General features: G+C 47.9%; 25 protein-coding genes. All 25 read right to left on the bottom strand.

Going from position 1 to position 23,288, the window contains the following annotated elements; all coding sequences use genetic code 11:
• Positions 1–21: 21 nt before the first annotated feature.
• Positions 22–1,464 (bottom strand): ribonuclease H1 domain-containing protein, encoded by a 1,443-nt coding sequence (locus PXC00_RS06420; RefSeq protein WP_316935168.1) that lies wholly within the window; start codon positions 1,462–1,464, stop codon positions 22–24.
• Between the two features lie 238 nt (positions 1,465–1,702).
• Positions 1,703–2,155, bottom strand: a complete 453-nt coding sequence (locus PXC00_RS06415; RefSeq protein ID WP_316935167.1) for a hypothetical protein — start codon at positions 2,153–2,155, stop codon at positions 1,703–1,705.
• 15 nt (positions 2,156–2,170) lie between these two features.
• Complete coding sequence (locus PXC00_RS06410; RefSeq protein WP_275847164.1) at positions 2,171–2,458, bottom strand: hypothetical protein; 288 nt, start codon at positions 2,456–2,458, stop codon at positions 2,171–2,173.
• A gap of 2 nt (positions 2,459–2,460) precedes the next feature.
• Positions 2,461–3,642 carry a glycoside hydrolase family 25 protein gene (locus PXC00_RS06405; protein WP_316935103.1) on the bottom strand — a complete coding sequence of 394 codons (1,182 nt, stop codon included), beginning with the start codon at positions 3,640–3,642 and terminating at the stop codon, positions 2,461–2,463.
• Between the two features lie 15 nt (positions 3,643–3,657).
• Complete coding sequence (locus PXC00_RS06400) at positions 3,658–3,975, bottom strand: hypothetical protein (protein ID WP_275846598.1); 318 nt, start codon at positions 3,973–3,975, stop codon at positions 3,658–3,660.
• Positions 3,976–3,980: 5 nt separating this feature from the next.
• A complete protein-coding gene (locus PXC00_RS06395) occupies positions 3,981–5,300 on the bottom strand; it encodes a radical SAM peptide maturase, CXXX-repeat target family (protein ID WP_275846596.1) in 1,320 nt (439 codons plus the stop codon).
• Positions 5,284–5,865, bottom strand: coding sequence for a hypothetical protein (locus tag PXC00_RS06390; protein WP_316935102.1), 582 nt, complete (start codon positions 5,863–5,865; stop codon positions 5,284–5,286). Before PXC00_RS06390 ends, PXC00_RS06395 begins: the two co-directional genes overlap by 17 nt.
• 407 nt (positions 5,866–6,272) lie before the next feature.
• The gene (locus tag PXC00_RS06385) at positions 6,273–6,695 is read right to left on the bottom strand and encodes a hypothetical protein (protein WP_316935166.1); all 423 of its coding nucleotides are present in this window, start codon (positions 6,693–6,695) and stop codon (positions 6,273–6,275) included.
• A gap of 15 nt (positions 6,696–6,710) precedes the next feature.
• Positions 6,711–7,106 (bottom strand): hypothetical protein, encoded by a 396-nt coding sequence (locus PXC00_RS06380; RefSeq protein ID WP_275846589.1) that lies wholly within the window; start codon positions 7,104–7,106, stop codon positions 6,711–6,713.
• Positions 7,106–7,960, bottom strand: coding sequence for a putative phage tail protein (locus tag PXC00_RS06375; protein WP_275846588.1), 855 nt, complete (start codon positions 7,958–7,960; stop codon positions 7,106–7,108). Before PXC00_RS06375 ends, PXC00_RS06380 begins: the two co-directional genes overlap by 1 nt.
• A 15-nt stretch (positions 7,961–7,975) precedes the next feature.
• Positions 7,976–9,097 (bottom strand): baseplate J/gp47 family protein, encoded by a 1,122-nt coding sequence (locus tag PXC00_RS06370; RefSeq protein WP_275846586.1) that lies wholly within the window; start codon positions 9,095–9,097, stop codon positions 7,976–7,978.
• Positions 9,090–9,566, bottom strand: a complete 477-nt coding sequence (locus tag PXC00_RS06365) for a DUF2634 domain-containing protein (RefSeq protein WP_275846585.1) — start codon at positions 9,564–9,566, stop codon at positions 9,090–9,092. The genes PXC00_RS06370 and PXC00_RS06365 overlap by 8 nt, the downstream gene beginning before the upstream one ends.
• 13 nt (positions 9,567–9,579) lie before the next feature.
• A complete protein-coding gene (locus tag PXC00_RS06360; protein WP_275846582.1) occupies positions 9,580–9,927 on the bottom strand; it encodes a hypothetical protein in 348 nt (115 codons plus the stop codon).
• On the bottom strand, positions 9,924–10,922 hold the full coding sequence (locus PXC00_RS06355; protein WP_275846581.1) for an XkdQ/YqbQ family protein: 999 nt from the start codon (positions 10,920–10,922) through the stop codon (positions 9,924–9,926). Before PXC00_RS06355 ends, PXC00_RS06360 begins: the two co-directional genes overlap by 4 nt.
• Before the next feature lie 17 nt (positions 10,923–10,939).
• Entirely contained in the window at positions 10,940–11,917 is a 978-nt protein-coding gene (locus PXC00_RS06350) for a LysM peptidoglycan-binding domain-containing protein (RefSeq protein ID WP_275846579.1), read from the bottom strand.
• A gap of 4 nt (positions 11,918–11,921) precedes the next feature.
• On the bottom strand, positions 11,922–16,529 hold the full coding sequence (locus PXC00_RS06345) for a phage tail tape measure protein (RefSeq protein WP_275846577.1): 4,608 nt from the start codon (positions 16,527–16,529) through the stop codon (positions 11,922–11,924).
• A gap of 307 nt (positions 16,530–16,836) precedes the next feature.
• Positions 16,837–17,427: a hypothetical protein gene (locus PXC00_RS06340; protein WP_275846575.1), complete on the bottom strand. Its 591-nt coding sequence runs from the start codon at positions 17,425–17,427 to the stop codon at positions 16,837–16,839.
• Between the two features lie 13 nt (positions 17,428–17,440).
• The gene (locus PXC00_RS06335; protein ID WP_275846573.1) at positions 17,441–17,956 is read right to left on the bottom strand and encodes a hypothetical protein; all 516 of its coding nucleotides are present in this window, start codon (positions 17,954–17,956) and stop codon (positions 17,441–17,443) included.
• A 17-nt stretch (positions 17,957–17,973) separates the two neighbouring features.
• Complete coding sequence (locus tag PXC00_RS06330; protein ID WP_275846571.1) at positions 17,974–19,428, bottom strand: phage tail sheath subtilisin-like domain-containing protein; 1,455 nt, start codon at positions 19,426–19,428, stop codon at positions 17,974–17,976.
• Entirely contained in the window at positions 19,428–19,724 is a 297-nt protein-coding gene (locus tag PXC00_RS06325; protein WP_275846569.1) for a hypothetical protein, read from the bottom strand. The genes PXC00_RS06330 and PXC00_RS06325 overlap by 1 nt, the downstream gene beginning before the upstream one ends.
• Before the next feature lie 4 nt (positions 19,725–19,728).
• Entirely contained in the window at positions 19,729–20,628 is a 900-nt protein-coding gene (locus PXC00_RS06320) for a hypothetical protein (RefSeq protein ID WP_275846567.1), read from the bottom strand.
• A 431-nt stretch (positions 20,629–21,059) separates the two neighbouring features.
• Positions 21,060–21,446, bottom strand: a complete 387-nt coding sequence (locus PXC00_RS06315; protein WP_275846563.1) for a hypothetical protein — start codon at positions 21,444–21,446, stop codon at positions 21,060–21,062.
• A gap of 2 nt (positions 21,447–21,448) precedes the next feature.
• The gene (locus PXC00_RS06310) at positions 21,449–21,898 is read right to left on the bottom strand and encodes a hypothetical protein (protein ID WP_275846561.1); all 450 of its coding nucleotides are present in this window, start codon (positions 21,896–21,898) and stop codon (positions 21,449–21,451) included.
• Positions 21,846–22,250, bottom strand: a complete 405-nt coding sequence (locus tag PXC00_RS06305) for a hypothetical protein (RefSeq protein WP_275846559.1) — start codon at positions 22,248–22,250, stop codon at positions 21,846–21,848. The genes PXC00_RS06310 and PXC00_RS06305 overlap by 53 nt, the downstream gene beginning before the upstream one ends.
• The gene (locus PXC00_RS06300; RefSeq protein ID WP_275846557.1) at positions 22,250–23,278 is read right to left on the bottom strand and encodes a major capsid protein; all 1,029 of its coding nucleotides are present in this window, start codon (positions 23,276–23,278) and stop codon (positions 22,250–22,252) included. Before PXC00_RS06300 ends, PXC00_RS06305 begins: the two co-directional genes overlap by 1 nt.
• Positions 23,279–23,288 lie beyond the last annotated feature (10 nt).

Genomic DNA, 23,288 nt, shown 5'->3' with positions numbered 1-23,288 from the left:
TCCGCCCCCTTAATTTCCATTTTATAATGTAAAGTAGTCATCAATTAGTTTAAGCGTTTCAAGTATTAGCGTATGGGCCTCGTTTGGTGTATTTAGCAATCGTGTTGTATCGACTGCATCGGTAGGATCATCCCAATGAAAAAGTGTATGCCGATACTGATGAAAATATGTATAAAGTTTTGACAGATAATCCAAGAACTCCTGCGAATACTCGGGTTTGATATAGGCGGGTTTTATTTTGTAAATATCTGTGCCTTTTACTTTCTTGAACACGAAGAAAGTATCATATTGATCTTTTTTATCTTTTCTCAAAGGCAAACCATGCTCGCCTAATGCCAGTTTTAAGATAGGCTCCAGCACTCTTATTGCTGGTTCAGCAATAAATGTAGCGTCATAGGGCGCTTCATCTATATTTAAGTTATATATAGCCTGATGAAGTGTCCGGCTTATTTTATCGGAAACATGCTGCGAGGCGTGTGGCAACTTTTCACAATATTTTGTCTCCACAACATCCTCGTCGACATGTAACTGGTAAACAGAGTTTAAAAAGCGAGGAACCTCATCTGTTTCAAGCAACTCAACAATATATAAGGAAAGCTGATTAAACAATTCCTCCTTTTTCCCTTGAAGCCACAGTTTATTCTTGCCATCAAAATGTACAATTTTCAGTTTCTGCTTATGAGGAATATCTGACATAAGCAAATATCCCTGACCATATGGCTGAGCACTCTTTTCAAAGCGCAAATCAGGGATATCTTCCTTGAGCAACTCTAATATTGCCTCAAAATCTTCTCTTTTTATATTGTTTGCCGTCATGCTATTTATGCCTTGTGTAATATCCGGCTGCTTTTCAAGGCCTAAAGCGCTTTTTGCAAGTTGGTCGGCAAGATCATTAAATTTATCGCCAGAATGGCCTTTTACCTTTATAAAATTGACATTTATCTTTGATTTTATACTCTCATAGAAGACTTTGTAATCTTTTGTGCCTACGAGATTAGCTTTCCATTCTCCAGTACACCATTTTGCAATGCCTTCGTAATCATGATATATGTCGACACTTTTTATGTTATGATCTATACAAAATTGTATCGCCTTTTCTGCTGCCTTAATTTCTCCAGCAACATTCCGCATTCCAATCAATTCTGGATTATTCATTCTTGCGGAAAAGTGCTCTTCGATTCCATCATAGAAGATAACCACTCCATAGGCAAATGCTTTTACATTGTCATCATAGCTCCCATCCACATAGGCAACGGCTTCAGCTGAAGGCGTTACCTTGGAGGACTCAACTGCTTTAGTTTCATGTGTGATTGGCATTCCCAAAAAACTCAGAGCATCTTCTTGTGATGCAAATGCTTTATAAGATGCTCCTGAAAATCCATCTACTTGCCTTTTACAATCGTCCCATGTTTTATAAATTCCGGGATTATAACCTTTTTTAACAGCATAATATTTTTTGGGCAAATTTTCCAGTTCCCCTTTGCGCAGTTGATTATATTATCACTTTATTTTATCTTTGTCAACAACTATTTGAATTTTAGTGTACCACAAAATTAGTGTTATTTAAATAGTAAAAAGCACATTTTATAAATTGCAACATGTAATTTCGACTCTTTAGTTCCGGAAACAACAAAAACGCCCCTGGCCTCCCACTTTGTAAGTGAGAAGTCAGGGGCGTTGCTTTATACATTCAAATTCTCCATTATGTGGTCTGTGTTGTCTCTATTGTATTGGCGGCCTTTTTCGTGCCAGTTGCCGGCAGAGCCTTAACCGCTGCCTCAATCGCCGAGTCGCCAAGACTTGCCACGTCACCTTCGTAGGCGATACCGTCAATACCGAGAGCCGTTTTAAGCACCTTTTCAGCTTCGGCCTTGCGCTGGTCAGCAGTAATGCTGCCGTTGCAGTACAACTGCTCTGCGCTGTTCACGCCGACTTTCGCAGCGTCCACAATCTTTTGCAGTGCGGATGTTACCGGGCTGGGTACGATTGCAGCCGCAGCGTCTGTCACAGTATCGGCAACGTCCAGCACTCGTTGCGCGGTATTCACGCCTCCCTGGACGTTGACCCCCTTAGACCGCAGCAGCGTCACCATCCAACCGCAGGCGGTAATTGCAAAGCCTACGCCAAACACGATAATCACCATAGTCAAATCCATAATATGTACCTCCAATTATTTAAATAGCAGCGACAGGATTGCCGCTGCAACGCCTGTCCCTATTGCTCCAATGATTCCGGCAATGAGTTTATCCCACCATTGCACCGGACGAGCCGATATACTTTTTACATCCGTTTTGATTTCCCGCACGTCCGATTCCAGCCCATCCACTTTTGTATTCACGGTTGCCATCGCAGCAGTCAATCCGCGAATATCCTTAACTTCCGCTTCCAATTCATCAATCCTGTGGTGGGCGGATTTCGAGCTTTCCCATGCCTGCACAGCAATATCATCATGATCCACAATTACACCACCTTGAACTCGAATCGTTTCACCGGACTTCCCTCTTCTTTAATTTCCGTATAGATTCCAGTGACACCCGACCGAACTGCCACAATCGGACACAGCCACTTGCCGTTGCCATTGGGGTACACACCTGCAATCGTTACAATACCACCGGTGCCAGCCGTGACGGTTGGCTTTGTGGAGCAGGTAAGCCCGACCGTGTAGCACTCCCCCACCTTGCGGGACAGGTTAACAGTCGTATCGCTGCTGCAGGCGGTAACAATTCGCACCACCATAGTAGATGGCTTGTGACCGTTAATGTAGATGCCGGTTTCCGTGCCTACCTTGCCGATCGCGGTCAGCTTGTAGTAATAGCTGCTGCCGTTGCAACTCTGGTAAGTAATGTCTACCGTGCCGCCGGTGCCGGCAGCCAGCGAAGGCCGACCGACCGGACAGGTTACTTTGACCGTGTAGGATTGCCCGTGTTTTAGCGATACGGTGGTAGTGGTGTCACTGACAAATGCTGCCCCGGTCGGTGCAAGTGCTGGCAGCGTCCGGACAGCGGGTGTGCCATTGCTGTTTACACCATAATTGGTATAGCACACGTTCGTGTCGCAACCCTTGCCCGGGATATTTGCTCCCGGCCATTTACCGGAGTCCTCACCAAACTCCGATTGCCAAATATCACAATACTTGTCCGGTGCAGACACACCCGGCCGTGCATACCAAAATTCATACGCTGACAGTTGCGCCGCGTCAATGCGGTTGTCGTACCAATCCTTATTGACGTAATATCCTGCCTTGTACCCGGCCTGCTGCAGACCGCTGCACACAGCTTTGATGATTGCTGTATTGGTTGCTCTGTCTGGGATGCCGCCGTGCTTTGCCTTGTATCCGTCTGCGTCCTCCATGTCGATAAACACCGGGTACTGCGGATGGTGTCCGCGCAGCAGCCGTAGCATATGCTGCAGCTCGCTCTGCGCTCCTGCCACCGTTTGTGCGTAACTATATAAATAAGCGCCCCAGGGAATCCCAAGGCGCTCACACTCACTTACATTACGCGCAAACTGCGCATCATCCTGTGATGCGCAGTCGCTGCCATACCCCAGTTGGAGGATAGCAAACTGCAGGCCGGCAGATTTAGCTTTCAGCCAGTCCACCTTACCATTGCAGTAACTGACATCAATGCCTTTATAACTCATATTCTCACCCCTCCCTTACTTAGACAGCGATACACTGTACAGCAGCCCGCAGGCGCGCACTGTTGCCGTAATGCTGAGGACAGATTTGTAAGCACCACCAACAAAGATTTTATTTGTGCACTCCTTGTCAGCAAAAATGTTGACATCCGCAAGACCAGCAGCTGTGATTTCTGCTACCAATTCATTAACCTTGTTTTCAATGCTGTCAGTGTCGATTTGAATAAGCAGTACCTCCATTTTTCTTCCACTGCTGTCCTGCTGCATACTTTCAGACACCTGAGTCGCCTCGATAACTGTTGCATCTGCAAACTTCACATACTTGATTTCCGCCATAATAATCAGTTCTCCTTTGCAAGTATATTGAGCATATCAAGCTCATTTTTATCGATAATCCGCAGCGCCCATGTTTCAGGTACGTTGTTGCGAAATACCTTGTTTTCTTTGTGCTTTTGATATTTTTTGTTCCAGAAGTACACATTTGCCAGCACACGGGCTTTGTGCATCTCGCAAATGTACGTTGCCCTGTGGTTTGCTGTACCGAACTCCTGATAATTGTAAGCACTGCACCATGCGCACCCCTGCCCGATTGGGCAATTAAAACAATCTTCTGTACTCTGGCTGCGGCGGGTAATGCACCGCAAACAATTTACACAGTCCTTCTGCTTTTGCGTTGCCATGATGCCATCCTGAACAGTCCCAATAACCATTGGCGGTTGTGCATTGCCCAAGCTACTCTCCATGTAGCGTAAACATGGAAAAATATCGCCCTTATAGTCTGCCGCAATCATACAGCCAGTGCCACCGCACCAGTTGTCGTTGTCAGTTTCAGCCATTTTGTGTCCTAAGTTCTCTTCGAAAATTGACAGGTAAATATCATTTTCAAGATTATTGCCCAATAAAAAATCAGCAAGCTTTTTTAGTTGCTGATATAGGATTTTGGCGTGTTCTGCTGTCCAGCCTTTTTCAAAAACGCAATTCAAAAAGATTTGAGAATAACCTAAATTGACAAGATTTTCGGCGGCCATCGCTGTGTACTTGATATTTGCGGGGGCAAGTGTCATTTTGCTGCCCATCTCTCCGTGAAAATGAGAGCGAAAATGATTTACAGCTTTGATTGCCATATCATAGCTACCTGAACCATCCGGAAATACCCGACAGGCATCATGCAGTTCCTTACATCCATCAACAGAAATCGAAAAAGAGAGATGATTAAGGTGCTTCTTTATGTATCCCTGAACACGTGGGTCAAAATATAGCGTACCGTTTGAGCAAATCGAAAACATAAATTTAGTTGCCCACGGATGATGTTGCTTTACCACTTGTTCAATAAAGTAGTCTGAAATTTTTGAAATCAGGTCAATAGCAAGAAACGGTTCGCCGCCAATAAATTCGATGATAATGCCAGGAGAATTCTTGGTGTTGATGTATGCGTACCGGTCGGAAAGCAACATATCAATGAATTCTTTTGCCGTATTAAAATCCATCACATGGTGCTGCTTGTGCGTTTGATAACAGTAGGTACAGCACAAGTTACAGGCATCAGTTACCTGTAAAGTAACCGTCCGCGACAGCACCCTGCCATTACCTGACTTGATTTTCGCAGTTGGTGGAAATAGTCGTGCGATATAGTCTTGATACTGCTCAATTCTGTGGTACATTTACTACCACTTCCTTATTATAAAAATCGACTTCCCACTGAAAAGGCTTTCCTTTAATTTCTGGCAAGAGCTTAGGGATGACTTCTTTTGTCATTGTTTCTTTTGCGTGAGAATATTCAATGTATGCTTTTTGATTGTCTTTTTCCCACTGTTTGAAGGAATCAGATGTGGTATCAAAATTGTTGCCAAGCATATAAGCCACAATTTCTTTTGTTCTGCCGCACTCATACATGAGCGCTTCAAGATAGTTTAACAGGCTTTCTTCAACTTTCAACTTATATTGCATATTGGTTTTCCTTTCCAATTTAGGCCATTCCACCGCCATAACATCCGCCAGAACAACTTGTACAGCCTCGGGCACATCCCATACTGCATCCTGAATTGCAACCTGTGCCGCATGCACCGCATCCATTACCACAGCCAGAACAGCCAGAACAGCCGCCACAGGCACCTCCGCACGATCCCATACAAGTTGCACATTGATCGTTGCAGCTGCTAGAACATCCGGAACAGCTAGTGCAGTTTGTACAACCATTGCAAGTCCCAGTGCAACCATTACAACCATTACAAGTCCCAGAGCAAGACGAACACCCGCTGCACCCAGAACACGTTGTGCTGCACTGCGTGTGGCACAGGCCGGAACAGGATGCTGCACAGCCGGGACTAGTGGTTGTGGTCGTCATATTGGACAGGGCATTGACTACTTTCGTGAGCTTGTCATTGTCAAAGGTCGCCGGTACAACCTCCCCAGCGGCTGCGGACGGAAGCCCGCTAATAGGATTGACCGCATTGAGCGGCTGAATCACGGCATTGCCCTGTTGTGCCTTAACGGTATCCCCCGCAACCGGCGTTGTCTGGAACGCGTAGCTGCTACCGGCATAGGCAGTCATGCTGCCATAATAGCACCGGCGTTTCATTTCCTTGTCCACGCTGGCTTTCAGCGTGACAAGCTGACTCGCTGTTATCATAAAATCACCCCCATGTCGCAGGCACCGGCACCCACGAACTGCCATTGTAATATTTCATTTTGTTACTGTTTCCGGAGTCAATCCACAGCAGGCTACTGTCGCTCGGCGATGAGGACTGCCGCACATAGCCGCCCACAGTCGGCAGCTGCGCCTTGGGAATCTTCCCGGCGCTGTCCAGTGTCGGCACACCGTTCGCCGCACCTTTCTGCGTCAGTGGGATTGCCTTTCCCGCTGTCTGCCCGGCACTGTCCGCACTGCTTTTTGCCGCTTGCGCCAGCTGATGGTTGGCTTTCTGATTGTTCAGAATTTTTGTAATCAGCGGATTCACTACTTTATCCGCGCTTACATCATCATCATTCTGAATTGCAGGAATTTCTTCCGTATATACCGGATTATCCTCTAATGTATAGTTGGGTCTATCAGCCAATGCGGTTTCGCCTCCTTAAAACACATCGTCCATTGTAATCGTCAGTTGCTCCCCAGCAGATTTGCCCTTTTTCATAGTGTTACGAATGGCACACAACTTGCCGGCTTCGTCTACCAACGCAAATTCACTTAAATACTGCCCGTCGATATCCGCGTCTGTTTCATGAATATCGACAGTGTACCTTGCCGTGGTATCTACTGGAAACGTTGGCGTACCAACGTCGAAGCGCTTCAACTCATTCTCTAAATCCGTCTGGGATGCCGGCGGCACTTTAGGTGTACCGTCCGAATTTAACCCACCTGTACCTACAGCAATGTACTTGACTTTTGGAATTGCAGTAATGGTTCCACTTGTAATCTGTGCAAGCAGTTTCCGCCGGTACTGTGTAATGGTATTTGTTTCATCCGCCATCAGAATTCCTCCTTTGTAACTCCAGAATTGAATTTTTGTTTTCCATTGAATTTGATTTTTCCATTAAACTTCCATGGACGGTTGTAGGTCATCGTGCCATCTGTCCTTTGTCGATTTTGAAGTGAAAAGCTGACGCAGGAAGCCGGCAGACTGGTAAACTCTCTGTTCCGAAAAAAGAACAAGTCCGAAGGGTGCCATTCCACTTGCTCCAATTCCAAAAAACGCACAGGAATTAGAAATTGAGAAAAGACGTTGTTAACTTCTGCAACAGTAAAATGCACAGTCCACCAACGCAACCGCAAGGCATTCCGAAAATCGAAGTGGAAAAGCGCTTGATAATCTGCCGCTAGAGTGTTCTTTTCCCGAAATATAATGGGAATCGTCTGCGCTATCAAATAAATTAGGTGTGCCGGCTTTATCTCTTCCAGTTTATCTCTGACCCGACCTTTGACCGCATTTTCGAGGACATTCCCGAAGATCACCTCAAATCGATTCTTGCTGATGTTTTCGGTAATCTGCACGCTTGTCCCGGTCAACGTCTGCAGCACCGTTTTAATCCACTGCGGATTCATCGGTGCCCGTGTGCGTATTCTACTGAGTACTTCACGCCGCCGTTCTTCCATAGGCAGATTATCGTTCCTTGCTATGCCGTAGTCCTCTTCCCAAAATGGAATGCCCCATGTAGCCGTCTGCGGCAGCGCCTGCAGCGGCAGTTCCTGCGTGTGCAAATCCATATTATCAATTTCCTGCCCAATGGCATTAAACAGCCACAGTGCTACATAGGCGTCCCCATAGACCGGAGAGAGTTGAGGAACAATTCGGCGGGCAGCCGGACTGGTAAGGATTTCGTCCATTTTTTCGGTCCACATTTACACATCCCCTCCATCAAAATCAATCTCTTTCAGCACAGGCGTTGCCATGGCCGTAACCGGTATGTTTTCTGCCTTGCCGTTAATGGAAAGGCTTTTGAAATCATGTACCCCTGGGGTGTCTGACAACAAAGAGGCAATTTTTGTGTACCGGATTTCTCCGTCATTAGGAACCTCGCCAAAATAAGGCAACAGTACGGATTCAAAATGTTCCTTGACCGTATCAAGATTCCCGCTTTCAAGCTCAACGGTCGCGGCAATGGTTACTTGCACTTCCTCCGGCGGCACAACGGAAATATTCGCGTTAATGGGTGCCAGTCTTGACGCCGGATCGTCCGGATGCATGATATAGTTGTAAACTGAGGTGCAGAGTTCCTCTGTCGCTGGTGCCCCATTGCTGTCCGTCAGAACGATTTTGACAAGACCGGTATCATCCTGCGCCGAAATAATAGTGGCCGAACCTGTACCCGGCACTGTTAACGCCCACCGTTTGTAATCTGATACGCTGCCGACATACGACAGTCCTTGCGTTCTGTCAATGTATAAGATTCGCGCACGTAGGCTTTCATCATCTTCTATTTCTGTGCCGCCGGTAAAAGCAGCCTCATTGGTAACTGCGGTAACACCGGACAAACTGCTATCTTTTAAGACGACGGTGCCGGCTTGTACATTTCCGCTTAAACCGGTCTGCGTACACTTCACCGCCGCTTCCGCAGTCCCTGTTTCCGGTATTGTTACATCCTGTGTCACTGCAAAATCGACTGAGAGGGAATCTCCCACACTAGTAGTAGAAAAAAGAGAACCGGCGGCCACTACGGTTCCCGGTTTTCCTGTAATCGTTACTTTCCCCGTTGACGGCTGTGCCGCTTTCCTTTCAATTCCCCGATTCTCCGCGTGGTAGTCCAGCCACTGTTCCGATGCAAACTGCGGGAAAACAATTTGCAAAGCATTGACAAGGTCAAAGTTCATGAACCGCGATTCTTCCACCGCGGTCGGCCGGAGCAAATCCCAAACAAAGCCGCCAGCGGACGTGTCAATATCCGCTGGGAACCTTTCCCGCATACGTTCCATTATGGTATCTTGATCCTCCGTCAAAAAAGACGGGGCTGTAAAATCAGACATATGTATTCCTCCCCACTGTTGTGGAAACAGAAATGGAACTTCCATCGATGCCGGTCAGTTGCAGGGACACCTGGAGCGCGTTCCCACGGTTCCATGCAAACTGCACGCTGGTTACACTGCTCAAGCGGTGGTAAGGGTCAGCCTCCAAGGCCTCTTTGATTTCGCGCGACAGGATGTTCTCTGTGTAGCTGCGATCCGGTTTGTCAAAAGCCGCTTGCAGGTCAATGCCAAAGTTTTCCGGATAATACGGGCTTGCTCCTTTTTGTGTAACCAAGCATTTTTGGCACCACTGTTTCCATGCATCCACGCCGGAGGCTTCGACAATCTGATGGGTGCCGTCGCGCTGAAAATCATTGTCTGCAAAATAAGCACTCGGCAAATAACCTGTAAAATTTTCATCCATTCCGCTTGTAGTTTCGCTGCCCTCGTCAACGTTTTCAAACACGGAATCTGGCATCAAGCTATCCACATCTCATCATCTCCTAACTTTCCACAACGTCCACTACAATGTAGTCGGACGGATTGCCGGCACCGTTTGACGGCATGACTACCAAAACGCGGTCGCCGACTGCCAGCGGCTTCAACTTGTCCGGCAGTTTCACCCAACCGGAATTATCCACCGGGAGAACTTCCGTCCATTGGCTTTCTGACTGACACAGAGTCCGGCAGACGTAATAGTTACCCACTGGTATAGAAAAAGGGAAGCCGTCAATCTGCAACGACTTCCCCGCGGTGATGGTACCGAGTGCTACTTGATTCATACTATAAAACTTGCCTGTTTCGTGTGCCTGCTGCCGGAGCGTCCGGCACATCTTTTCAACCTGTTTCATAATTCCAACTCCAATGCCATCGTGCGGCCCAGCAGATTGTGTGAGACACTCGATACACTGATTTTCTTGTATCCGCCATTCGCGCCGGATAAGAAATTCACCAAGTCACCTTTGCGCAAAAACGGATAGTCAACCGACTCTCCTGTAAAGGTAAGTGTTGGCTGGCGGTTCTCCCATAAATCTTTGGTTGCATCTGATTTTGCATCTGCGAGGGATTGCTTCTCTTTCATCTCCTGAACGTTCTGCAGGACACCGTAACGATTCTGGTACGTTCCCTTGACTGTGGCCTTGATTGGTATCTGCCCGCTGTCCTTTGCACTGCCGGTGATGATAATCTGCGTCACTACATTCTCCATTGACCGCTTACTGGATGCCTTGGTCAGATTCGTACTGTCCGAAAACGAGTACACGATTTTATTGATACCGCGGTTTGCTACAAGCAAATACCCTGCCTGCCACTTCATCATGTACGATACTTTTGATTTCTTCTTCGCATCTTTGAGCAGTTCCAACATCATATCGGAAACTTTATTATTCGTCCAACTTTTCTTTTCGTGCTTGATCCCGCCGGTATACTTATACTGCAAAGGGATTTTCCACTTGCTACAAATTGACTGAAAAATCTGCTGCGTGGTACGCCCGACCGGAAAGAACAGCGCATCACTGCTTTTTTGAATGTAAATCAGTGGATCATACGCCGTATAGGAAATAGACCGTGCATCCTGGCTGTAGTTCACTTCCCACACAGGGCCTTTGAAGAGCTCTCCTTTTCGATCCCCGTCATTACAGGTCAAATGAACAATATCGCCCGGGTCAATGATAGAACCTATATAAGCATTACCGGCTTTAACACTTGCCACAGTAAATGTGAGCGTCTGCGCAAGAGAGTCCGTCTTTTCACTCAGCGTTGCCGCTGAGCACGCTTTCAGCAGCTGATATGTTTTACCGCCCTTTTGCAAAAATAGCGTGTACTGCGGACTGACAGCTATCGACATTCCCGCGTCTCCCTCCTTTATGGAATAATGAGTTTTGTCCCTGGAAAAAGATATCTTCCGCGCTCCGATGCAGATTTTCCATGTGCACGCGCGACCGCTTCAATTAAAGTTTTGTTGGCATTGTAGATTTTCGCCCACTGATTCCCATCCTGGTACATTTTCACGGCTATGTACCAAATGGTATCGCTGCCAGCTACTGTATACGTTTTTTTAGAGGACGTTACCGCGGCAGACCCTCTAAAATTGATGCTTTTCGCGGCAATAGAACAATGGAATATAGGCTGCTTGGAACCGTTAATATACACGCCCGTCATTTTTCCAACTGTCCCTTTGGCGGTACACTGAAAATACCAGTTATCGTTTTTGCGGCTCTTCAATGTAATATCCACCACGCCACCGGTCCCAGCAACGACGTTCGGCCGCCCGGCCGTACAATAAACCATTGCCGTATATTTCCCGCCCTGCGTAATCGATACGTCCATCGTTGTATCGCAAATAAATTTTGTATCGTTGGCCACAACCTGCGGTGGGATGGTAGTAGATGCCTTTGGATTGCTTACCAAGATTTGTGGAAGCCGCGCTTCTGTCAACTCAAGACTATAGGAGATATCCCCAAAGCCACCGGTCAACTGGGGCTTGAACGACTTCACATAAACATCATAGTTTATCCAAGTTTCTGTGATGTTCAGCCGCAGCTTCTGGTGTGATTCTTCCCACCCCTGTATCCGCTTGGATACGTCTTCTGGATCTTGCCACTCCCGCATAGCAGTACCAAGGCATTCCTCTCGTCCGGTGCCGTAAAGCGTTCCGTCCCAGGTAATGCTTTTTAAATCTGTGCCGTCTGGGAGAACCGTATTGCCTAAATTGATGATATTGTAAGACTGAAACGTTGCCGTAGTGGAAATGGATACTTCCTGTGGCAGAGTGGGGAATCGCAACTCATATCCATCTGGTTTCTCCGGCTCCCCTCTTAGTTCGGTCAAATAAATATCCACCTTATCATTCCCCCTGCGCCATTGGCACGTTGGCAGAGTCCATCGCACCATTTACAACCTCTGCCACCGCCTCAGCGATTTCCTGCTTGTGAGCAGCGATTACTTTCACAATATCGCCATCGCCGCCCTGTACGATGATCTGCACACCGCCTAAATTCATACCGACGCCACTGGCAGCAGCCACTACAGGCGCCGCTGCAACAGCAGTTTGCTGCGAGGCAAACACTTCCTGCGGGTTACGTCGCTGCGGCAACTGGCCGCCTACAATACCGCCCGCTGCATGATACTGCGGTTTTACACCAAGTGCTTCACCAGTTTGCTTCCACAGGCCCAAGGCCCGCTGGCGCCGAGCCGGGTCAAATGGGATAATTGCTTCCGGGTATCCCGCTTCGGCGACCCACGTCAGCGTAGGCTTTGTTTTGATGTCGCCATTGGCAGTATAACCAACGCCAGCTTGCTGAGGCCCAGACGATGGTCTTGCACCGGCACTATACGATTCGACTGCAATTTTTGCGTGCATGGTTAATGACGTTCCTGCTAATTCTGCTTTAGCCTTTGCCAACGCGGCTTGCGCGGCGCTTGTAACTCCTTGGATTGCCCCCATCGTAGGTCCTGTCAATGTTGCTCCGCCGGTCATTGTATTCATAGTAGACAGCGTGCTGCTCACTTCTTCAATTGCCAATTTCCCGGTACTGTCCGTATCAATTTTAAGACCTTTGAGCGTTGCATTATCAGAAAATTTCTGCTGCAACGCAGATAAAGCCGCCTGTGGATTTGTAGACTCTACAGCCGAAATCAACCCCTGCTGGATTTCTGGAGAAAGCCCAGCTAAGCTACTTGCTATGCCATCAGAAATGCCAACATTCAATCCTCCAAACACCGATTTTAAATTCCCTGTGTCCAGCTGAATGCCAGAAAATAAGCCCGCAATCAAGCCGGACAATTTTGTCTGTACTTCTGGCTTTGTCTTGCTAATCGCAGACGCTAGACCATCAGAAATATCGATATTGGCATTTTTGAATAGATTTTTAAGCTCTGTACCACTTTGCTTCCCGGTGATTCCACTAAGCAATGAAGAAATAGAAGCCTGTACTTCTGGCTGCAATTGCCCTGCAAAATTCGTTGCAAAGCTTGATTTTGCATTGACACCCATTTTTTTGAAAAGTTCGTTCAGCTTGTCGGAAGCGAGTGCCGTCGCTTTCTCGGCATCTACAAATGCTCCGTTTGAAAAAGTCTTTCCTGAACTAATTTCTGCACCCTTTATGATACCTTCAGGAACGACTACACCTGACTTCTTTGCATTTTCAAGCATTTTTAAGTAGGCATTAGATTTTCCCATTTGCATACCGGTGTATTCATCCGCATGAGAAGTATCTCCGGCCATAACCTCCATCTGAAAAGTTTTTTCCAGTTGGCTGGAGACCGCCTTAGGTATAGACTGCTTGTTTTTCAGCCATGCATCTGTTTCCCCTAAAAGTTCTGATGTCATAGGTTGCAGTTTCTGCGTCAATTTTTGTATAGCTGACGCTGAATCACCTTGGATGCCAGAACTTTTTATTTGCGATTCAATCGAACTAAAAAAGCTCCCCCACTTAACCCCATGACCATCCTCGTCTGTCGTGCCTTTTTTGAGAAAGTCTTTAAAAGATGAAGCAAAATTTGACTCAACACCGCTATATTCTTTACTGTAGTTGCTTTTAATCGTATCAGCAGCATTGCCTAATGCATTCGCGGTGTTTGTACCTAACTGTTTATCCGTATTAGAGTCAATTTTATCAATCTGTTTGTCATAGGCGGATTTTGAAATTTTGTGATCATTGTAAGCAACTCGCGATTGAACCTTAGCATTTTTGGCGGCCTCTTTAGCTGATTTTTTTTGACTCTCCAATTGTGTATTCTCCTCATCCAACAGCTTTGAAAAGCTGTCCTCAGACAAGCCACCCTTAAGAGCATCCGATTGCAAATCCTGCATCTCCACGTCGGCACGCGCTTTTTCAAGCTTGTTCATCTCACTCTGTATCTTCTGCTTCCCCTGTTCAAGTTTTTTTACGATTTTTTGAATCTCATCATCATTGATAATGCCGTCTTTAAAAGCATCATTCCACATTTGAGCGAGTGAAGTTCCGAGTCTTTGAATTTCACTACTCATCCCGCCATAAAGGGAATTGGCATACGTTGTTGCATTCGTGTTCTCAGCTGTTCCCGGAGTAAACACCGTGTCAATGGCAAGTTTTGCAGTATAATGCTGCTGCTCGACAACCTTTATTGCATTTGAAACATAGCTTGATACAGATTCTTTCAAACCCGTCTTTTCATCGTCGGTCAGTTTTAATCCCACAGAAACCTTCCATTCGGTTTTGTTGATTTCTTCAAGGTTGCTTTTTAAATCTGATTCAAGATCCGTGATTTTTTCTTGGTTTTTAACTACTGTATCAACCTGCATAGTCCATTTGTTAGTTGTCAACCTCTTGGCTACATCCTCCACTTCCTCCATGGACAGCTGCACATCTCCGAAATGCTTTTGCAGATTGTCATTCACACAGTAGTCATGCCATTTCTTGATTGCCACTCCGGCAACGCCTGCTCCAGCGGTAATCAACTTCAGCGGCAGAGGAATAAGCCCTAACGCGTTTTTGGCGCCAGAAATCACCTTAGTTAGCAAACTTGTCTTTGAAGCAGATTTCACGGCTTCCGTTCCAACTTCGGCAACAGCGGATGATGCTGCGTGTTTCCCAAAAAATTCTTTGATTTTTCCTACAGTGCTAAGCGTACCTCCTACACCTTTGAGAATTGGTCCCACCGTCGCGATTCCAGCTACAGTAGCTAATAATCCTTTCTGCGTGTTCGGACTCAGTTCAGCAAAAGCATTTGAAAGTTCTGTCACTTTATTGGCCGCCTCGGTAATCGTTGGCGCCAAAGTTTTTTGGATAGTTATCGCGGCAGTTTCAAGAGATCCATTCATTTGCTCAATGCTACCCTTCGTATTGTCCAGCATTGTATTTGCCATATCTTCGGACGCACCATCAGAGTGCACGAGAGACGCTGTGAGGTTGTCCAAATTGGATTTTCCGTCTTTCAAAAGCACTTGCATCCCGCTTAATGCATCTGTTCCCATAATAGTCGCGATCTTTTGGTCCCGCTGCTGATCAGAAAGACTCTTCGTTTTCTGAGAAAGCTCTCCAATGATTTGGGACAAGGGCTTCATTTTTCCATGTGCATCATACGCTGAAAAGCCGAGAGACGACATGGCTTTCGCCTGTTCTTTTGACGGGTCCATTAAGTTTGTTAATGCACCGCGCAACGTCGTGCCGGCCTGTTCTCCCTTGATTCCGGAGTCAGCCATTTCACCGATAGCAGCAGTGACGCTTTCTAATGACCACCCAGCATTCTTCGCAACAGGAGCAATGTACTTCATTGCAAGTCCGGTATCTGCCACAGCGGCGTTCGTCTTTGCAGCATTTTGTGCCAAGACGTCTGCCACATGACCGGATTGGCTGGCAGCAAGTCCAAATCCGCGTAGGGTTGATGCCGCGATATCTGCGCTGTTCGCTAAATCCTCGCCGCTGGACGCTGCGAGGTTAAGCATACCGGGCATGGCAGCCGTAATTTCATTGACGGTAAAGCCGGCCGAAGCCAAGTTTTCCATACCTTCAGCGACCTCCGTTGCACTGTAGGAAGTATCTGCTCCCAGTTTGACTGCCTGATTGGATAGCTTTTCGAATTCACTCTCCGTTGCTCCGGAGATCGCTTTAACGCGAGACATCTGCGCCTCAAAATCGTTGCCTTTCTTAATTGCCGCAATTCCGGTCGTTACAATTGGAGTTGTAAGGCCGAGCGTGAGTTTAGTCCCTAATCCGTTTATGGATTTTCCCGCACTCGTTAACGCTTTACCAGATTCCACAGAATTCACTGTTTGAACTTTTTGGGCAATGACATCGGATGAGGCAGAATTCTGCTGTCGAAGCTTTAGCTGCTCCTGCGCAACCTTCGTATACGCCGAAGCATTTTCATTAAGAGTTCGCTTGTTTTGCTCCATTTCCTGATTGAGTTGCTTCGATTTACTCAAAAGTTCCCCAAGAGCTTGATAGCTCTTTTTGGCCCCAGCGGCATATCCATTTAGAGCCGTTGTGTCGGCCGATATACGCTCTTTGGTGGCACTAATACTGCTGTTGAGGTTCGTATGCTGCTGCCGCAGCTGCTTTAATGTATTCGTAAGCCTGGCAGTTTCATCATTATTACCCTTGACACTGCTGGTGGCAGATTTGAGCCGATCCTGCACGCTCTTAATACCCTCAGAAACCCCTTTCTGCTGGCTATTGAGGTCTTTTAACCGTTGCTTCAGGGCATCTACTCCGTTCCGGTAGGTATCCGCCTTTGACTTTACCTCATTGTACTTGCCACGGGCTTCTTGAAGTCTCTGCGTCAGTTTCCGCTGTTCTTCTTCTAAGTTCTTAGCTTTCTGACGTGCCTTGTCCATGGCCTGGCCGTAAGCAGTAGCATCCTTGCTAAGTTTAGAAATCTCTTTGTCAACCGCCGCTGCACCCTTGCCTGTCTCATCATTGAATTTTGCTGTTACATCAATAACAAATTCTTCTGCCGTTCCGCTTGACATTTGATTCTCTCCCCCTCTTTATCGATCCGGCTTTTCTCTGACAATTGCCAAAACAGTTGCCACAGAAAAGCTGCCTGGAACATTCTCCAGGCGGCTTTGATTCATTTGCTTTTCAAAAGGCTTGTACTCAAACCGAATTTCGTCAGTTCTCTGCGATTCAGCGGCAGTGCGCCTTCATCAGTAGCCACCAGAATAGCAGCTTCAGCAAAAGCACGTTCTCCTGATGTCCACTTCAATATTTCCAACGGCCTGATATGACTATTCAAAAATATAGAAGCAACCTGCCGCGCGACCGAACTGACTAAAATTAGTTTTTTGCGAATTCAGTCTGTGAAACTTCCTTGGCATCTTCGTCGATATCATCTTCCGGATAACTCATATCCAAGATTGAATTGGTGATGGTCACCTTTTCTCCCAAAGTCAAAAGCAGATTGATCATCTGCGGGCCTGAACTCCCCTGAGAGAAAACGACATTCGGGAACTTTGACTGCAGCCCTTTAATATATGTCTGGTTATTCCACAGCTTTTCTTTATCTTCGTCTGTCGTGGCAAGATAAATGAGCCAATCATTTTCAATGCTGTTGTCCGTCGAGACTTCGATTTTCGGAAGCCGGCGGCCACCAGGATTGGACATATATTTCGTCGCTTTTTTGTGCGCGATATTCACTTCATCTTGGGACAACGGGCGTACATGGAAAGAAGGTAAAACCTGTGTACCGTTTCGCTTCACAGTGATTGCCTTCTGCAGGTTGGTGTCCTCTTTGTAGTCTGCTGCGCTGAGCAGCATCTTGAGCACATCTTCCTGACTGGATTCTGTTGTAACAGCCTGCGGGCTTACACCCGTGGCTGTTACACCGGCATCCAAAACATCCTGGGCGGTTTTAACTTCATCACTCATTTATATTTCCTCCTTAGCCCTGATAATGGGTATATTCTGAATTGTACTTGCCCTCATAGGCAAAAAGCTTCTGGAACTGCGGGAGCATATTGACGCGGAAACTCCAACTGCGCTGGATGATTTCTCCCGGCTTTAATGATGCCAGATCGATGTCGCCGTCCGGGACGCACTGATTAAAGGTCATGCGTTCCTCCTGGTCGTCGATTGCACGGGTAATTCCGCAATTCATGGTGTACCATGGGATAATGCCTTTTTGCAAGGCCGTAATAAGCGGCTCCAGCATAACATCATCCCGCACCACTGTTTCAGTCATGGTGAGCGTAACGGAAAAGCCGGTTGGAACTGCAACAACCAAGCCGCTGCCAACCGGCTGAAAATCGGTATTCTTTACATTGAGTTTTGCACTCCATTCCCCGCATTCTGCAAGGAACTGTGGCGTATCCTGGCCGACACCGCAGAAGAGACGCCCATCTTTTCCCGTTGCAATTTTTCGGGTATCGAGAACTACAAGGTCAGAACTACTTGCCATTTTTCATTTCCCCTCTCTTAGACGCTCTCTGGACTATATCTGAACTGATAGTCCAGATAAATCTTCTCCAGAGTATCGGGATCATCTGCCTGAATTACGAGCCACAGACTGTCCGTCGTGTGCGGGGTACTTGAATCCTCGGTCACCGTAGCCCCATCACTTAATTTACCCTCGGAAATCATCGTTGTAAGGATGCTCTGCGCAGCCTGTACAACGAGAGAAATACCGTCCGCCGTGCAGTTCACTTGTCCTACCATCGGAGCGAGCCTGCGGTCCATACGGTCCATTAACTCAACGCGGGTCATCATACGTTTGACCTTCTTCCACCCGTTATCATCGTCCTTAGATGGATTGACGAGTGTGGTCACACCATTGTCAAGCCAAATACTGCCATCCGGTGCCTGAGAAACTGCCACCATGCCATTGATATAAGCGTCTTCATACTGGGTGTTCGTAAGATGTTCCACAAGGTCGACCGCTCCAGGAATTGAAGCATGGACTACACTCATATTCGTTGGTGTAGCAGAAATAAGACCTGCAATGCGGCAGGTAGCGCGGTAATCATCAACTTTCTGGTCGCTGTCCATCCATCCGCCGCCCACATAAGCAATCAGTTTATCGTTAATTTTTTTGGAATTGCTGATACGCGTTGAAAATCCCACGGAAGTGGACTCTCCGACAACCCCCATGCACCACTTGCCCTCTGTAAAGACACGGTCTATATATGCGCACAGCAGTGCACGTACATCTTCGTTCTGCGTATCCAGTGTCAGTACATTGTACCGATATGGTTCCAGTGCGTTAAAAGCATTGGAGTAGTCCGAATTTGTGATGGTCGGATTCTCTCCGCCTGCAAGCGAAACTGACGAAGCAACTGCAATGGTATCTCCGGTGGCACCGTCTGATTTTGACAGTCGCACATAACTGCTGCCAGCATCTGCAACCGTTTTGACCAGTTCATCCAATTCATTGACATCGTTGCTTCCTGTCGACTTTGCATCAAACACATAACTTTCAAGAATTTCTGTCCCATCTGTGCCACCAGTGATGAGCAGTTCTTTCTTTGTACTGTCCGTCAAACGCTCGCGAACCGTTGCAAATAACGGTTTGGTGCCGGGGTAAAGAGATTCCACCACAACGGCATCTGCGGCTGTAGACGCCGTATCCTTCAAGACGGCTTTCCCTTTCTGCCCGCCGGACCCGAGCCGATAAGCATACACCGTCCTTGCTCCGCCTTTAAACAGTTCACGCACAGCCTGTGTAGTGCCCCCGGTACCGTAAATGGTATTGAAGCGTTCCAATTGTGATGCCGTAAAAGCGTTCACAGTCTCCAACGGGCCGCTGTCAGCCTGAATAGGAACCGCGCAGATACCGGTAATCGCGCCCGTATCGTTCGTTGTAGTAATATTCTCATACCGATTATAAATGCCAGGCCGAATTTTTTCCTCTCCCTTAATATAAGACTGGCCCATTATTTCGCCCCCTTGTCACCCGCCACTGAAGCGGAAGTCGTTGAAGATGTTGAAGTCTGTCCCGACACCGCGGATTTCGCCGGAATCACCGTTTTGACCGCCGGCTGAGCGGTTACTGGCCCGGAAAGCGGCCTGTTCCCAAAGTCTTTAATCAGTTTCGAGGCTTCTGCTTTTGTATACCGGTCTTTCCCAGCCTGCCGTAATGCGGCACGGACGATATCCGGCCCGCTCTGCTCCCCAAAAAGGGATTTTGCCGCTGAAACAAACTCGTCTATCGAATATGTAATGTCCCCCATCGTGTTAACCTCCTTGGTTAATTGAAATATTGGCAATCGGAGTTCCATCTGGAACTCTGAGAAGACCATAAATTGCGGTAAGCGTAACTTGCCCTGTCTTGAGGGCATCCCATGTGCTGTTCGCCTGAAAGCGCTGCACGATTAACGGCGAGCCATCTGGAAACGGGATTTTTGTTTCCAGATGTGCCCTTTCTGCCATCTGTTTTATGATGTCGTTACGCACCTGCGGAGTTTCGGTAAATACATGGCATTGGAGCGCCGCCTGCATCCAAGTGACGCTCCATGTGTTGTACTGTGTCCAGCCCTGAGCCAGCTGTGTACTGACTAGGTGCCAATACGCAGCCGGCTCCTTATCCGTTGGCTTCCATGCTCCTTCCGGTATTGCGCCGGATGTGATAAGCCTAACACTCGGAAATGTTGCTTTCGTCCAACCGGATATACAGCCGCACAGATCCATTCCAGCCACCTCCTGCGTAGGGAACGCCATGAGGTCAAAGGTAAGCATAATCCCATGCACCGTGTTGTCATTACTGTCCTGATAACCATTCCCTTTGGTTGTAAAGCTATCAGACCGTTGCCAGCTGGCCGCAACGATAGTGCCGTCGTCAGAATCAAAAAAGCAGCCATCGACTAAACGCCGAACAGCTGCTTCTATCGGTTCATATGGGGAGCTGTCTTCCGAACAGACAATATCAATCATGAGTGTTCCCGCTGTTTTTCTGTCTGGAGAGGACTGCGAAACAATGTCATAGCAAATGCGGCTGAACTGTTCCCCGGACCATGCCGGGCCATTTTCATCTGGAACCATCTGCTGAAAAATAGCCGGCTTTCCGTTGTACTGTGCCAGCAGCGAAGCTAATGCCTCGTCTTGCCGTAAATATGTGATAAGTCGGGATTCTATCACTGTGTGCCCACCTCTTTACTCATACGGAACACTGAATATTTTCCTAATCTCGGGGGCCGCCCTTTCCTTGACTTTGTCCTTGAACGGTCGGGCCTCCATACGGGCTGTTCCTTCGTCAAGAATACTTCCGAGCAAGTACCCACTGACCGAAAGGCCGCTCTTAGCCTGACTGTGAATCGTCAGCCCGTTGTTCTCCTCGGTCTCAACAGTTGGGTGGAAAGATGCCCGAAACGTTCCTGTTCTGACTGCGGGCGCTTCCCCCGGCGCGGAAGCCGTGTACCGCCTTACGGTATTCGGTATCCTGTAAATACGACCGCTCCGGATGCCGCTAAGGACAATCTGTGTGGAATTATACAGTTGCTGGGCGGCTTTGAACCCGCGTGGAATCATTTGTGCTTTTATGCGACGCACAATCGCAGCTGTCGCGCCACTCACTGACTCGCTGCTTTGCATTGATTCAAATCCTCCCTTTCGTCACAGTAATAAATCACAGCATGGCCTAGGAGCCCCGGATTTTCAACCCCTTGCACGCGATAGCAACGCGCCTTTTTCTCTCCGGTAAGCTGTACCTGCAAAAAATCAGACTCCTGTGCCAATACGTCCGGACGGTCTTGCACGATCTTACAGGACACCGGCGTTCCTCGCTGCCGCCACGCGGTCATTTCTTTCGGGTCCGCTGCCACCATGAAACCTAAAAGCGCCCCGACCTCTTTCGGCGTACTCTTGCACGGACGACCGCTTGCTGTCTCCCCGGGTTTGCTGCGCAGAATTTTATAGGTTCGAAAGCCCTGCCCGGGACGAAGCATCGCACGAAACATGCTTATCCCCTCTTCCTGTAATTTGACAGCATATCATTGTAGAAATAATGCGGTTCAGACAAAGCAGACGGTGCCACACACGGTGCGGACACCGACACTTCTTTTTTCATATCATCCCGCATTTTTGTCCAGCGTTCCGCACGATCATTCAGGCTGTACGAAAGATTGGATACTTGCGTATTGACCTCATAGGCCAGTTTCATGCAAATGGCATCCAAACAGGCCAGTTTTGCGCGTTTCCACCGGCTGTATTTGCTTATGAGAGCGTTGTATTCCTGGTCGCAGAGCACCGCAGTCATGCTCTGACCTTCCACAACGTTGTCGCCAAGTTCAAAACGCATTTGATTTAGCCCACCATCCTGACACTCTGCCGGATTGTAGGTATATGTCGCAGTGCTGCTACTCTGCGGCGCCGTTTCCGCTGTCTGCGGGCTGTTCTGCTCCTCCGCCATTCGTTTCACCGCCGTTCATTTTCACGCCCAGCGCGGCCTGTACAGCCTTCCTACCGTCTGCCTGCTTGAAGTATTCCAATAGCGGTTCGGACGCTATTTCCGACACCGCCTTTGCTGCATTAGCCGGGGTCTGCTGAAAAAGGAGCAGCGCTGTTTTGACCTCCTGGGGAGTAAGCTCCACAGCGGTTACGGTGCCATCACTCATTAAAACAGGCGCCGCAAAGGTCTCCTTTTCGATGTGCTTCACAAATCCGGTGACTTCCAAGCGCCTTGTTACACATTCGTCCGGGATTTCATCATTGATATGATAGTCATGCCCGGCAATGTGCAGCGGGCGTAACGCGATATACATTACACACACTCCTTCAGGAAGATGCCAAGGTCGTCGGCAGTCTTCTTGCAAGCCAGACCCATCAAACCCTCAATGAATTCCGAATGTGTGCCGTTCTCTCCAGGATACTGAAGTACCGGCATATAATTACCGTTGCCCAGCATATCCCAAGAGAACATATACCCTGCTGTCGGCTCATCGATTGCTGGGGAATCTGTCGCATAGACAAGCAGTGCGCTGTCTGGGTCACAGATAAATTCCATATTCTCGTCTTTGCCCGGTACAGCATCATTATACGTTGAGCCGAACACAGTAACTTTTTGCAATCCGAACATCTCCGCCAAAACCTGTTCCGTCACAATCGCCGGATTAGCCGTGCTGCCGCCGTACTTGATGTGGTCGAGAATAATCGGGTTCTCTTTGAGGGCATTGAAAGCGTTTTCTCCAAGAGACAGTTTATTCGGCTTGCGGCGACCTCTCTTTTTCATGCGGGTACGCAATGCGTCGAACAGTTTAATTGGATCGCAGTTGGCATCGCTGAATTTCACGAATGTATGACTCTCGTCAGAATATGCGGTACCTCCGGTCCACTCGTCTGTCCAAACACCAGGTTTAAAGAAGCCGTCTGCAAAAATGAGGTCCTGATGGATGTTCATTTTCTCCGCGATAATACGGGCTTTGGACTTCCTTGGGTCACTGGCGCCGATTACCGGCTGCCGCTGAATGGACGTCTGCGCAATCTGGTCAATTCCCATGATAATCTGGTCAATCTGGACGGAATAGGTGTCCAGATGATTGCTGACAACCACCGGCTCAACTTTACCGAGCTGTGGCTTGCGTTTTACATCGTCGCGAGCAAGGTCACCTTTATCGAAAATGTAATAGGCCGATGTCGGCAACTGAACCGGCAGAATGGGAAACATCTGCTTCGCAACGTAGTCTTGCTGTGCCTGAAAATATGCCATTGCAATATTGGTCAGAACTACATTCGGGTGGAACATACCTTTCTGAATCTGGTTCATAATTTCGCCAGAACTAAGTGCGTTCATGTTTTATTCC

It is taken from the genome of Caproicibacterium argilliputei (genome assembly GCF_029211325.2).
Lineage (GTDB): Bacteria > Bacillota > Clostridia > Oscillospirales > Acutalibacteraceae > Caproicibacterium > Caproicibacterium argilliputei.
Note: the sequence above shows the minus strand (reverse complement) of the source record. Positions and strands in the feature narration are given on the sequence as shown.